The organism is Streptomyces sp. AcH 505 (genome assembly GCF_000818175.1).
In the GTDB taxonomy this organism is placed as follows: Bacteria; Actinomycetota; Actinomycetes; order Streptomycetales; family Streptomycetaceae; genus Streptomyces.
In genome coordinates, this window is the sequence record NZ_JTIY01000001.1 from 4,909,581 (window position 1) to 4,922,503 (window position 12,923).

Genomic DNA, 12,923 nt, shown 5'->3' on the forward strand with positions numbered 1-12,923 from the left:
CGCCGCCGCGGTGGGTTCCGCGGCGCCGGCGCCGTCGTGCTCCGTATGCGGTTGTCCGCGCGGCGCCGTCTCCCCGAGTCGGACGGCGCCGTGCGGCCCTCAGCCTGGCTCAGCTCTCGGCCAGGATGTGTGAGAGTTCGGTGTCGAGGTCGAAGTGGCGATGCTCGGTGCCGGGTGGCACAGCGGCGTCGGTCCGCTTGAGGAACGACTCCAGGGCCCGGGCAGGGGCCTCGAGCAGTGCTTCGCCCTCCGGAGAGCTCAGCGCGATGCAGACGACGCCCTGACCGTGACTGCGGGACGGCCAGACTCGGACGTCGCCGGTGCCGGTGGGCCTGTGCAGCCCCTCGGCGAGAAGGTCGCGGGCGAAGACCCACTCGACCGTCTCCTCGGCTCCGGTGTGGAAGGTGGCGTGCACGGCATAGGGATCGGCCGTGTCATACCGCAGGCCCGCGGGTACAGGCAGTGAGGACTCGCTCGATACAACGAGGCGCAGGTGCAGCTCGCAGCTGACCGTGGTGTTCATAAGCGCCAGGGCCTTTCGCTCAGTGTGCGCTCGGGGATTCGCACGTCGGCGAAATCGACATGCCACCTACAGTGCCGTTGTAAACCCCTCTGCCCGTTTTGTGGCCCTTCAGGTAACCCGTTCGGCGGTGTGTTACCCAGGGTCATTCGGCCATTCCAGTGATGCGGCCGGGTCGGGTAGATTGGCGTACATGGGTGCGGAGAGTGACGAACGGGGGCTTGGCGTGGCGGAGGAGACGCAGTCGGCGCGCACGGACGGTGAGCCGGCGGTCGCGACGGCCGACGGCACGGACATCGGGACGGACGCGGAGACGGGCGCCGGGGCGGACACCGGGAAGGCCGACGACACCGGGAAGGCCGACGACACCGGCGAGGCCGGCGAGCGCGCGGGGCTCGGCTCTCGTGCGCCCGACTTCATCAAGCGGTCCCGCACGCTGCACCTGAGCTGGCAGGTCGGCGTCTTCGTCGTCGGTCTCGCCGTCGTCGTCGGCGGAATCATCCTGCTGCCCCTGCCGGGCCCCGGCTGGCTGGTCATCTTCGGCGGCATGGCGATCTGGGCGACCGAGTTCGTCTGGGCCCAGCTCGTCCTGCGCTGGACCCGGCGCAAGGTGACGGAGGCGGCGCACCGCGCGATGGACCCGAGGGTCCGCCGCCGCAACATCGTCCTCACCAGCGTCGGCGTCGTGATCATCGCCGTGCTGGTCGGGATCTACCTCTGGAAGTTCGGCGTCGTCATGCCGTGGAAGATCAAGCAGTGACATCGGGTAATGTGTGCCGTGCGTCGGGGCGATTAGCTCAGTGGGAGAGCGCTTCGTTCACACCGAAGAGGTCACTGGTTCGAACCCAGTATCGCCCACCCGGCACGCGAGCCCCGAAGACCCCAACAGGTCTTCGGGGCCTTCGTCGTCCCCGGACCCGAATCGGCTGCCGGTGAGCCGGATTCGGTTTGGAGGGAAGCCGTCGCGGCCTGTATGGTTCAGTCCGTTCCCGGGCGATTAGCTCAGTGGGAGAGCGCTTCGTTCACACCGAAGAGGTCACTGGTTCGAACCCAGTATCGCCCACCGGGGAAGGCCGGTCCGTCATCGACGGACCGGCCTTCGTGCGTCCGGCCCGCGTCCGGATCAGGCTGCCGCCGCCGGGAGTTCGGCCCGTAGCGGCCAGCCGGGGGCGGTCGGGGCGCGGGTGCCCGTGCGGGTGAACCAGCTGCGCAGACCGCGCTGCTGCGTCGTGTGCCAGGCCGCCTGCAACCGGTGCAGTTCGGCCGCGCTCAGCCGCTCCAGACGTACCGCGAACCGGCGCCCCACCGCGCGGGCCAGCTGCAGCGCCGCCAGCGCGCCCGCCGCCGCGTCCGGCTCCGTGCCATGGGTGGACAGTTCGACCCCGTACCGGCCGCACAGCTCGGGGAGCGTGCGGTGGCCCTTGCGGTAGCGGTCCAGATGCAGGTCAAGGACGCGTGGATCGACCACCGCCACCGGGGATCTGTCCAGATAGCGGGCCAGCCGGGAGGCCCGGTGCCTGCGCAGTTCACGGTCGAGCAGCGTCAGGTCGAACGGCGCGTCCAGCACCACGAGCGGTCGGCCCGCCGCGCACTGGTCGGCCAGCGACCCGGCCATCTCCGCGACCGCCGGGGCCGGCCAACGGCCGTTGCGGTGCAGGAAGTCGTCGGTCAGGCCGTGTACGTCGGTGGCGGCCCTGGGCACGGGCACGCCCGGGTCCACCAGCCAGCGCGTCACCCGGGGCGCCGCCCCGGCGTCGTCCTGGACGACGAGGGCGGCGGAGACTATCCGGTCACCCTCGACGTCGCTTCCCGTCGTCTCGGTGTCGAATGCGGCCAACGGCCCTTCGTACCAACACGTCATTCGTGAACTCCTCGTGCGTCAACGGCAGATGGCGTTCCCGCTCTGCACAGATCGGTGATACCCGGACAGGTCGTGCGGTACGCGCCCTTTACGGCCACCGTCATCCGTTGCGCGGGCGGCCCGCCCGGCTCGGTACGATCGGGCACGAGCGCAGTGTCCGCTGTCGCGCCCCGTGGTTAAGGAGAGACCGGTGTCAGACGTCCGTGTGATCATCCAACGCGATTCCGAGCGGGAAGAGCGCGTGGTGACGACGGGCACTACGGCGGCCGACCTCTTCCCCGGCGAGCGCACCGTCGTCGCCGCCCGTGTCGACGGCCGGCTGCGGGACCTCGCGTACGAGCCCGCCGAGGGCGACGTCGTCGAACCCGTCGAGATCTCCTCCAAGGACGGTCTCGACATCCTGCGGCACTCCACGGCGCACGTCATGGCGCAGGCGGTGCAGGAGCTGTTCCCCGACGCCAAGCTGGGCATCGGCCCGCCCATCAAGGACGGCTTCTACTACGACTTCGACGTCACCGAGCCCTTCACCCCCGACGACCTCAAGCGCGTCGAGAAGAAGATGCAGGAGATCCAGAAGCGCGGCCAGCGGTTCTCCCGGCGGGTCACCACCGACGAGGACGCCAGGGCCGAGCTGGCGGACGAGCCGTACAAGATCGAGCTGATCGGGCTCAAGGGCAACGCGGCCGACGCGGCCGAGGGCGCGTCCGCCGAGGTCGGCGCCGGTGAGCTGACGATCTACGACAACCTCGACGCCAAGACCGGCGAGCTGTGCTGGAAGGACCTCTGCCGCGGTCCGCACCTGCCCACCACCCGCTACATCCCGGCGTTCAAGCTGATGCGCTCCGCCGCCGCCTACTGGCGCGGCAGCGAGAAGAACCCGCAGCTCCAGCGGATCTACGGCACGGCGTGGCCGTCCAAGGACGAGCTGAAGGCGCATCTCGACTTCCTCGTCGAGGCCGAGCGCCGCGACCACCGCAGGCTGGGCAGCGAACTCGACCTGTTCTCCTTCCCGGACGAGCTGGGCCCCGGCCTCGCGGTCTTCCATCCCAAGGGCGGCATCGTCCGCAAGGAGATGGAGAACTACTCGCGCAAGCGGCACGAGGACGAGGGGTACGAGTTCGTGAACACCCCGCACATCTCGAAGGAGCACCTCTTCGAGACGTCCGGGCACCTGCCGCACTATGCGGAGGGCATGTTCCCGCCCATCGAGTTCGACGGGCAGAACTACCGCCTCAAGGCCATGAACTGCCCCATGCACAACCTGATCTTCAAGTCGCGCGGCCGGTCCTACCGCGAACTGCCCCTGCGGCTCTTCGAGTTCGGCACGGTCTACCGCTACGAGAAGTCCGGCGTCGTGCACGGGCTCACCCGCTCGCGCGGCTTCACCCAGGACGACGCGCACATCTACTGCACCAAGGAGCAGATGCCGCAGGAGCTGGACACGCTCCTGACGTTCGTCCTCGACCTGCTGCGCGACTACGGCCTGGACGACTTCGAGCTGGAACTGTCCACCCGCGACCCGGAGTCGGACAAGTTCATCGGCTCCGACGAGGACTGGGCCGAGGCCACGGAGGCGCTGCGGCAGGCCGCGGAGAAGCAGGGGCTGCCGCTGGTGCCCGACCCGGGCGGCGCCGCGTACTACGGACCGAAGATCTCGGTGCAGGCGAAGGACGCAATCGGCAGGTCGTGGCAGATGTCGACCCTCCAGGTCGACTTCAACCAGCCCAAGCGCTTCGGCCTGGAATACACCGCGGCCGACGGCTCACGGCAGCAGCCCGTCATGCTGCACCGCGCGCTGTTCGGCTCCATCGAGCGGTTCTTCGGTGTCCTCCTGGAGCACTACGCGGGCGCCTTCCCCGCCTGGCTGGCCCCGGTCCAGGCGGTCGGTATCCCGGTCGGCGACGGGCATGTCCCGTACCTTGAGGAGTTCGCCGCCGAGGCCAGGAAGAAGGGCCTGCGGATCGACGTGGACGCGTCGTCCGACCGGATGCAGAAGAAGATCCGCAACCACCAGCGGCAGAAGGTGCCCTTCATGATCATCGTCGGTGACGACGACATGACGGGCGGCACCGTGTCCTTCCGCTACCGCGACGGGACGCAGAAGAACGGCATCCCGCGTGACGAGGCGATCGCCGAGATCCTCGACGTGGTGGAGCGCCGGGTCCAGGTCTGACCCCACCCCGTCCAGTCCGGGCCCCCGACCGAGATCAACTCGTCGGGGGCCCGGCCTCGTCCTCCCGCCGGAAGACCTGGATCAGCCAGGACGAGAACGAACCCGTCACCGCCCCCAGCAGCGCGAGACCGCAGCCCATCAGCCCCACCGCGATCACCCGCCCCCACGGGGTCACCGGCGTCACGTCGCCGTACCCGACCGTCGTGATCGCCGAGCACGCCCACCACACCGAGTCGCCGAAGGTACGGATCGTGGCACCGGGCGCGCCCCGCTCCTGCTGGAACACGGCCAGCGCGGCGGCGAAGGTGAGCAGCAGCGCCGAAAGACCGGCGTACATCATCACCCGCCCGTACAGGCTGAAGCGGGGGCGGTCCCTGCGGCGCTGCACCGCCAGATACGTGCTCACGATCCGCAGCGGCCGCAGCAGCGGCAGCAGCACCACCACGGTGTCCAGCCAGTGCGTGCGCAGGAATCCGGCGCCCTGCCGGCTGAGCCGCAGCCGCACCAGATAGTCCCCGAGGAAGAGCGCCCAGGTCAGCAGGGCGAGGATCAGCGCGAGAGCCCGCCAGAACTGGTCGGCGTCGTTCGCGAGGACCCGTACCGCGTAGCAGGCGAGAAACACCAGCGAGGCCAGGAGCAGCGGAAACTCCATGCGCTGCTCCCAGCGGCGCTGCCGGTCGGGGCCGCTCGGGACATCCATCGGCCCAGCATCGCGGTGCGCCGCCGGGAGCGGGGCCGACGACACGCCTCGGCGGGGCGAAGTCATATGCTGCATTGCATGACGACTGAGCCGGAGCAGCAGATCGGAGTGGGGACCCCGGACGCGTTCCAGCGCCTGTGGACACCCCACCGGATGGCCTACATCCAGGGTGAGAACAAGCCCACGGGGCCCGAGGCCGGCGACGGCTGTCCGTTCTGTTCCATCCCGGCGAAGTCGGACGAGGACGGCCTGATCATCGCCCGTGGTGAGCGGGTGTACGCGGTGCTGAACCTCTACCCGTACAACGGCGGCCATCTGATGGTGGTGCCGTTCCGGCACGTCGCCGACTACACGGAGCTGGACGACCCGGAGACCGCGGAGCTGGGCGCCTTCACCAAGCGGGCGATGACCGCGCTGCGGACCGCCTCAGGGGCGCACGGCTTCAACATCGGCATGAACCAGGGCGCGTCGGCGGGAGCGGGCATCGCCGCGCATCTGCACCAGCACGTCGTGCCGCGCTGGGGCGGGGACACCAACTTCATGCCGGTCGTCGGACATACCAAGGTGCTGCCCCAACTGCTCGCCGACACCCGGACGATGCTCGCCGAGGCCTGGCCGGCCGGCTCCTGACCCGGCCGGCTCCGCTCACGCGTCGTACGTGTCGACCTTCCGCGGCGCCGGGTCCTGCACCACACCGCTGAGGAAGCCCGCGCGGTTGCCGAAGTTGTCGGTGTCCACGCCGTGCTCCTCCAGCACCCGCATGGCCGCGTTGTGCGCGACCCGCAGGACGGGCGTGGCCGCCCGCATCGCGTCGTCCGCCATGAAGCGGTGCCGCCACGGCTGGTCGGCCCAGGCGTGCCGCGGGCCGAACGGCTCGGGCAGCGTGAGCTTGCCGCCGAGGTGGTCGAGGACCGCCGGGTACCAGACGAGCGGCGCGCGCACCGCGAGCCTGACGACCTCGTTCGAGTCGACCAGCGGCAGATTCCGGGTCGTGGTCTCCCAGAACTTGACGGTCTTGGAGACGGTGATGGTCTTCGCCGCGGGCTTGCTGGTGAACAGCGAGTGCACCGGGCCCAGCGCGTGTCCGGTGACCTCGATGCGCAGCGTCTCGTGCAGCACGGTCACGGTGATCATCATCGTGATCACCAACTGGCCGTCCCAGAGCGTGAACTGAACGCCCAGATAGTGCCGGTTGCCGCTGCCGAACTGCTGGTGGTTGCAGATGCGCTGTATCTCGTGGCCCTTGATCTGGAAGGCCTCCACATCCTGCCCCTCGGGCCGGGAGACCGATCCCGCGCCCTCGCCGACCGGTGAGACGATCCAGTGCTTGACCGAAGGGGTCGGAAAACCGCCGGTGTTCAGCGGGCCGCGCTCCAGCAGCTTCATCTGGTCATGGATCGCGCGTATCACGTCCCAGCTGCGGAAGCCGTGGATCTCCTTGGTGGGGTCCTTGGGCAGCAGCTGTTCGGCGAGCTGCCAGCTGCCCCACCGGGTGCCCATCCCCAGGATGCCCTTGGGTCCCGCGTAGAACACGACGTTCGACTGCTGCTCGGCCGTCAGCTTCTGCAGCCCCTGGCGCAGCTGTTCGCGGGATATCTCGTTCGGGTGCCCGGGCACCGCCTCGGGGATCTTGGCACCGATGCCGCCGCCGGAGAGCAGATCCTCCCAGCGCACCCGCAGGTCCCGCGCCGTCGACTCACAGATCCGCTTGGCGATCACCCAGCCCACGACCGGGGCCAGCACGGCCCCGCGTACGTACCAGCCGGCCACCCCGCCGAAGGGCAGCTTCACCAGGAAGAGCACCGCCAGCACGGCCACCGCCACCAGGAGCAGCATGCCGATGGCGCCCGCGCCCTTGTTTTTCGCCCCCGACAGGCTCTTGCGCAGCTGGAACACCGCGAGCCACACCAGCAGCCCCGGCAGGAAGACCACCCCGAACACCAGCGTCACCAGGGTCAGTTTCTGGTCGCGCTCCTTGCGTATCCGGTTGGCCGCGAGGCAGTGCTCCACCACGGTCTGCGGCTCCGTGCCGAACGACTGGATGAGCGCCGCACGCGCCCCGCCCAGCATCCGGACCTGGACGGCCCGGGAGAACGCCTCGCCGAGATTGGGCTTGAAGAGCTTGAACGCGGGCTTCGACACCGCCGACTTGTGCCACTCGTTGTCGGCCTTGAGGATCTCCTCGACCGGGCTGTCCCGGTAGGCGGCCGACGCCAGGGCATGGGTGGCCGCCGTCTGCCCGGCCGAGCCCGTGAGCGGGACCTGCGCTCCCGGGCTGAAGTCGAAACCGTCATTCGCCACTGCCGCCCCCACTGTCCGCCGCCAGGATCCGCTGTGCGGCCTTTTCCCAACCAGCAGCCCCTGCACACCTGCTGAGCTGGGCACCCCAAGCGTAGCGGGGGCGCGGCTTCCGCGTCAGGTACGGCCGTGACTACGCCCCGTTCGCGTCCCGTATCCGTAGCTTCTCGGCCAACGGCCCCGGCATGGCCTCGTGACGGGCGTACGAGCGGCTGAACCGGCCGGTGCCGTGCGAGACGGAGCGCAGCTCGACCGCGTACCGGCCGATCTCCAGTTCGGGCACCTCGGCCCTGACCGACGTCCTTCCCCGGCTCGCCTGTTCGGTGCCGACCACCCGGCCGCGGCGGCCCGTCAGATCGCTCATCACCGGGCCGACGTACTCGTCGGGCACCGTCACGCGTAGCTCGGCGACCGGTTCCAGCAGGCTGAGGACGGCGGCGGCCGCCGCCTCGCGCAGGGCCAGCGCGCCGGCCGTCTGGAATGCGGCGTCCGAGGAGTCGACGGAATGCGCCTTCCCGTCGTGCAGCGTGACGCGGATGTCGACCAGCGGGAAGCCGGCGGTGACTCCCTGCGCCGCCTGGGTCCGTACGCCCTTCTCGACGGACGGGACGAACTGCCGCGGCACCGAACCGCCCACCACCCGGTCGACGAACTCGATGCCCGAACCGGGCGGCAGCGGCTCCACGTCGATCTCACAGATCGCGAACTGGCCGTGCCCGCCCGACTGTTTGACATGCCGGCCGCGCCCGGCGGCCGGGTCGCCGAAGGTCTCCCTGAGCGGCACCCGGTACGGCACGGTGTCCACCCGCACGCCGTACCGGTTCCGCAGCCGGTCCAGCGCCACGTCCGCGTGCGCCTCCCCGAGGCACCACAGGACGACCTGACGGGTGTCCTGGTTCTGTTCGAGGCGCATCGTCGGATCCTCGGCCACCAGCCGGGCCAGACCGTGCGACAGCCGGTCCTCGTCCGCCTTGCCGTGCGCCTCGACGGCCAGCGGCAGCAGCGGCTCCGGCATGGTCCACGGCACCATCAGCAGCGGCTCGTCCTTGGCGGAAAGCGTGTCACCCGTCTCCGCGCTCGACAGCTTCGCCACACACGCGAGATCACCGGCGACACAGCGCGGCAGCACCCGCTGCCGCTTGCCGAAAGGGGACGACAGCGCGCCGATCCGCTCGTCCTCCGTGCCGTGCCCCGACACGCACACCGTCTCGTCGGGCCGCAGCGTCCCGGAGAACACCCGTACCAGCGAGAGCCGCCCCACGTACGGGTCGGACGCCGTCTTGACCACCTCGGCGACCAGCGGGCCGCCCGGATCGCAGCTGATGCCGGCGCGCGGCGTGCCGCCCGGCGTCGTCACGGCGGGGGCGGCGCGCTCCAGCGGGGAGGGGAAGCCGCCGGTGATCAGCTCCAGCAGCTCGACCGTACCGAGCCCCTGCCTGCCGTCGGGCGGCGCCGGCGCCGCGGCGAGCACCGGATGGAAGACCCCGCGCGCGACCGCCTTCTCCAGATCCCCGGTCAGCGTCCCGACGGCGATGTCCGCGCCGCCGAGATACCGGTCCATCAGGGTCTCGTCCTCGCTCTCCGCGATGATCCCCTCGATCAGCCGCGCGCGGGCCGCCTCGATGAGCGGCAGCTGCCCGGCCGCCGGGGCACCGGTCCTGCGCTCGCCCGTCGAGTAGTCGAAGATCCGCTGCGAGAGGAGCCCCACGAGACCCGTGGCCCGCGCGTGCCCGTCGGCCGCCTCGGGGCCACGTACGGGCAGGTAGAGCGGCAGTACGGCGTCGGGGTCGGCGCCGCCGAAGATCCGGCCGCAGATGTCGGTCATCGTCTCGAAGCTGGTGCGCGCCGTGTCCAGATGCGTGACGACGATGGCCCGCGGCATCCCCACGGCCGCGCACTCGTCCCACACCGCCCGGGTCGTCGCGGGGACCGACTGCGCGTCCTGCGCGGCCGACACCACGAAAAGGGCCGCGTCCGCCGCGCGCAGACCGGCCCTGAGCTCCCCGACGAAATCGGCGTAGCCGGGGGTGTCCAGCAGATTGATCTTGCAGCCGCCCCACTCCAGCGGCACCAGCGAGAGCTGTACGGAGCGGTGCTGGCGGTGCTCGATCTCGTCGTAGTCCGAGACCGTCCCGCCGTCCTCGACCCGGCCCGCCCTGTTGACCGCCCCCGCGGTCAGCGCCAGCGCCTCGACGAGCGTGGTCTTGCCCGATCCGCTGTGGCCGACCAGGACCACGTTCCGTACGGCGGACGGCCGGTCGGCGACCGCCACCCCGCCCGCGGCCCCGGTATGTGTGTGCGCCTTGTCGCCCATGATCAAGCCTCCCGCTCCGGCTGTGCCCCGCGGTGGTCCTTCGAGCTTTCCACTCGCTCCACGGTCCGTCCATACGTCGCACGCCACGCATGGGGCGGGTACCCGGCGGTGGAGCCCGCCGGTCGTGGCTACGATGGGCCAGCCGGTGGCCGTCGGGGCCGCGCGGCCCACCGACCGTCGGGAAGGCCATGCTGAACAAGTACGCGCGTGCATTTTTCACGCGTGTCCTCACACCGTTCGCCGCGTTTCTGCTCCGCCGAGGGGTCAGCCCCGATGCGGTCACGCTCATCGGCACAGCCGGAGTGATGGCGGGCGCGCTGGTCTTCTTCCCTCGTGGAGAGTTCTTCTGGGGCACGATCGTCGCCACCGTCTTCGTCTTCTCCGACCTCGTCGACGGCAACATGGCCCGGCAGGCCGGCATCTCCAGCCGCTGGGGCGCGTTCCTCGACTCGACCCTGGACCGGGTCGCCGACGGGGCCGTCTTCGGCGGCTTCGCGCTCTGGTACGCGGGCAGCGGCGACAACAACATGCTGTGCGCCGTCGCGATCTTCTGCCTCGCCAGCGGCCAGGTCGTGTCGTACACGAAGGCACGCGGCGAGGCCATCGGACTGCCGGTCGCCGTCAACGGACTCGTCGAGCGCGCCGAGCGGCTGGTGATCTCCCTGGTCGCCGCCGGACTCGCCGGATTCCACCGGACCTTCGGCGTCCCCGGGATCGAGATCCTGCTGCCGATCGCCCTGTGGATCGTGGCGGCAGGCAGCGCGGTGACGCTCGCCCAGCGGGTCATCACCGTCCGCAGGGAGTCCGCCGAGGCGGACGCCGCGGCCGCCGGCACCGGACGGGGGAGTGAGACCACGTCATGAGCGGCGCGAGCGACCGGGTGACCGACGCGCTGTACGGACTGGGCTGGGGCACCGTCAAGAAGCTCCCCGAGCCCGCCGCCGTCGCCCTCGGCAGGAACATCGCCGACATCGCGTGGAAGCGGCGCGGCAAGAGCGTCCAGCGGCTCGAATCCAACCTGGCGCGCGTCGTGCCCGACGCGGGCCCCGAGCGGCTCGCCGAGCTGTCCAAGGCCGGCATGCGCTCGTACATGCGGTACTGGATGGAGTCGTTCCGGCTGCCCAGCTGGAGCGACGAGCGCGCCGCCGCCGGATTCGATCCCAAGGGACTCCACCACCTCACCGACGGCCTGGCCGCGGGCCGTGGCGTCATACTGGCGCTGCCCCACCTGGCCAACTGGGACCTCGCGGGCGTCTGGGTCACCCGCTGCCTCGGGGTGCCCTTCACGACCGTCGCCGAACGGCTCAAACCGGAGACGCTGTACGACAGGTTCGTCGCCTACCGCGAAAGCCTCGGCATGGAGGTGCTGCCGCACACCGGCGGCGCCGCGTTCGGCACGCTCGCCCGGCGGCTGCGCGAGGGCGGCCTCGTCTGTCTCGTCGCCGACCGCGACCTGTCGGCTTCCGGCGTGGAGGTCGACTTCTTCGGCGACACGGCGCGGATGCCGGCGGGCCCCGCGCTGCTGGCGCAGCAGACCGGCGCGCTGCTCCTGCCGGTGACCCTCTGGTACGACGAGTCGCCGGTGATGCAGGGCCGGGTCCATCCGCCCGTGGACGTACCGGAGACAGGTACCCGCGCGGAAAAGACGTCTGTCATGGCACAGGCGGTGGCCGACGCCTTCGCCGGCGGGATCGCCGACCATCCGGAGGACTGGCACATGCTGCAACGGCTGTGGGTGGCGGACCTCGAACCGCGTGAGGGGTCCGCGTGAAGATCGGCATCGTCTGCCCGTACTCCTGGGACGTGCCGGGCGGCGTCCAGTTCCACATCAGGGACCTGGCGGAGCATCTGATCCGGCTGGGCCACACGGTGTCCGTCCTCGCCCCGGCTGACGACGACACCCCGCTGCCGCCGTACGTCGTCTCGGCCGGGCGCGCGGTGCCCGTCCCGTACAACGGCTCGGTGGCCCGGCTCAACTTCGGCTTCCTCTCGGCCGCCCGCGTACGCCGCTGGCTGCACGAGGGCGAGTTCGACGTGATGCACATCCACGAGCCGACCTCGCCGTCCCTCGGACTGCTCGCCTGCTGGGCGGCGTCGGGCCCGACCGTCGCGACGTTCCACACGTCCAACCCGCGCTCACGCGCGATGATCGCGGCGTACCCGATCCTGCAGAACGCGCTGGAGAAGATCAGCGCGCGGATCGCGGTCAGCGAGTACGCGCGCCGGACACTGGTCGAACACCTCGGCGGCGACGCCGTCGTCATCCCCAACGGGGTCGACGTCGACTTCTTCGCCGACGCCGAGCCCAACCCGGCGTGGCAGGGCGGCACGATCGGCTTCATCGGCCGCATCGACGAGCCCCGCAAGGGGATGCCGGTCCTGATGAAGGCGCTGCCGAAGATTCTCGCGGCCTACCCCGGGACGCGGCTGCTGGTGGCGGGACGCGGCGACGAGAAGGAAGCCGTCGAGTCCCTGCCCAAGGCGCTGCGCGGGCAGGTCGAGTTCCTGGGGATGGTGAGCGACGCGGACAAGGCGAGGCTGCTGCGCAGCCTCGACGTGTACGTGGCGCCCAACACGGGCGGCGAGAGCTTCGGCATCATCCTGGTCGAGGCGATGTCCGCGGGCGCTGCGGTGCTGGCGAGCGACCTGGACGCGTTCGCCCAGGTCCTGGACCAGGGCGCGGCGGGCGAGCTGTTCGCGAACGAGGACGCGGACGCGCTGGCGGACGCGGCGATCCGGCTGCTGGGCGACGCGTCGCGCCGCGCGGAACTGCGGGAGCGCGGGAGCGCGCATGTGCGGCGGTTCGACTGGTCGACGGTGGGCGCGGATATTTTGGCCGTGTACGAGACGGTGACGGACGGCGCGGCGTCGGTGGCGACGGACGAGAGGGCGACGGGCTTCAGGGCGCGCTTCGGCTTGGCGGCGCGGGACTAGCCGTCCGGGGTTGCGGGTCGTGGTTGCGGTCTCGCTGTCTGGTGGCGGTGTCCGGGTCCTGCGGAGGGGGGTGTCCGGACTGCTTGTCGCATGAGCTCCTTCGCCTTACGTCCGGACACCCCC

Annotated in this window: 11 protein-coding genes and 2 tRNA genes; 8 read left to right on the forward strand and 5 right to left on the reverse strand. The window is 70.8% G+C overall.

Annotation, left to right across the window (positions count from 1 at the left end; translation table 11 throughout):
* Nucleotides 1–109 precede the first annotated feature (109 nt).
* Nucleotides 110–523 (reverse strand): SsgA family sporulation/cell division regulator, encoded by a 414-nt coding sequence (locus tag HY68_RS22445; RefSeq protein ID WP_003959770.1) that lies wholly within the window; start codon nt 521–523, stop codon nt 110–112.
* A gap of 190 nt (nt 524–713) precedes the next feature.
* Between HY68_RS22445 and HY68_RS22450 the strand changes: the two genes are divergently transcribed.
* The 3 genes from HY68_RS22450 to HY68_RS22460 all read left to right on the forward strand — a co-directional run bounded on the left by HY68_RS22450 (nt 714) and on the right by HY68_RS22460 (nt 1,583).
* Nucleotides 714–1,280, forward strand: a complete 567-nt coding sequence (locus tag HY68_RS22450; RefSeq protein ID WP_241778645.1) for a TIGR02611 family protein — start codon at nt 714–716, stop codon at nt 1,278–1,280.
* 26 nt (nt 1,281–1,306) lie between these two features.
* Nucleotides 1,307–1,378 (forward strand) — tRNA-Val (locus HY68_RS22455).
* Nucleotides 1,379–1,511: 133 nt separating this feature from the next.
* Nucleotides 1,512–1,583, forward strand: a tRNA-Val gene (locus tag HY68_RS22460).
* A 60-nt stretch (nt 1,584–1,643) separates the two neighbouring features.
* Here HY68_RS22460 and HY68_RS22465 read toward each other — a convergent pair.
* Complete coding sequence (locus HY68_RS22465; protein ID WP_041991577.1) at nt 1,644–2,381, reverse strand: exonuclease domain-containing protein; 738 nt, start codon at nt 2,379–2,381, stop codon at nt 1,644–1,646.
* A 190-nt stretch (nt 2,382–2,571) separates the two neighbouring features.
* Here HY68_RS22465 and thrS point away from each other — a divergent pair, with 190 nt between their 5' ends.
* The gene (thrS, locus tag HY68_RS22470) at nt 2,572–4,554 is read left to right on the forward strand and encodes a threonine--tRNA ligase (protein ID WP_041991579.1); all 1,983 of its coding nucleotides are present in this window, start codon (nt 2,572–2,574) and stop codon (nt 4,552–4,554) included.
* A 34-nt stretch (nt 4,555–4,588) separates the two neighbouring features.
* Here the strand turns inward: thrS and HY68_RS22475 are convergent, their stop codons facing one another.
* A complete protein-coding gene (locus tag HY68_RS22475; protein ID WP_041991581.1) occupies nt 4,589–5,254 on the reverse strand; it encodes a potassium channel family protein in 666 nt (221 codons plus the stop codon).
* 66 nt (nt 5,255–5,320) lie between these two features.
* Between HY68_RS22475 and HY68_RS22480 the strand changes: the two genes are divergently transcribed.
* Nucleotides 5,321–5,884 carry an HIT domain-containing protein gene (locus tag HY68_RS22480; RefSeq protein ID WP_041991584.1) on the forward strand — a complete coding sequence of 188 codons (564 nt, stop codon included), beginning with the start codon at nt 5,321–5,323 and terminating at the stop codon, nt 5,882–5,884.
* A 15-nt stretch (nt 5,885–5,899) separates the two neighbouring features.
* On the opposite strand, the gene HY68_RS22485 is transcribed toward HY68_RS22480, so the two are convergent.
* Both HY68_RS22485 and HY68_RS22490 read right to left on the reverse strand, forming a co-directional pair.
* A complete protein-coding gene (locus HY68_RS22485; protein ID WP_041991586.1) occupies nt 5,900–7,555 on the reverse strand; it encodes a hypothetical protein in 1,656 nt (551 codons plus the stop codon).
* A gap of 130 nt (nt 7,556–7,685) precedes the next feature.
* Nucleotides 7,686–9,866, reverse strand: coding sequence for an elongation factor G-like protein EF-G2 (locus tag HY68_RS22490; RefSeq protein WP_041991589.1), 2,181 nt, complete (start codon nt 9,864–9,866; stop codon nt 7,686–7,688).
* A 188-nt stretch (nt 9,867–10,054) separates the two neighbouring features.
* Between HY68_RS22490 and pgsA the strand changes: the two genes are divergently transcribed.
* The 3 genes from pgsA to HY68_RS22505 are packed head-to-tail and all read left to right on the forward strand — an operon-like array spanning nt 10,055 to nt 12,800.
* Entirely contained in the window at nt 10,055–10,729 is a 675-nt protein-coding gene (gene pgsA / locus HY68_RS22495) for a phosphatidylinositol phosphate synthase (protein WP_041991591.1), read from the forward strand.
* Nucleotides 10,726–11,637 carry a phosphatidylinositol mannoside acyltransferase gene (locus HY68_RS22500; protein WP_041991593.1) on the forward strand — a complete coding sequence of 304 codons (912 nt, stop codon included), beginning with the start codon at nt 10,726–10,728 and terminating at the stop codon, nt 11,635–11,637. The genes pgsA and HY68_RS22500 overlap by 4 nt, the downstream gene beginning before the upstream one ends.
* Complete coding sequence (locus HY68_RS22505; RefSeq protein ID WP_041991595.1) at nt 11,634–12,800, forward strand: glycosyltransferase family 4 protein; 1,167 nt, start codon at nt 11,634–11,636, stop codon at nt 12,798–12,800. The genes HY68_RS22500 and HY68_RS22505 overlap by 4 nt, the downstream gene beginning before the upstream one ends.
* Nucleotides 12,801–12,923 lie beyond the last annotated feature (123 nt).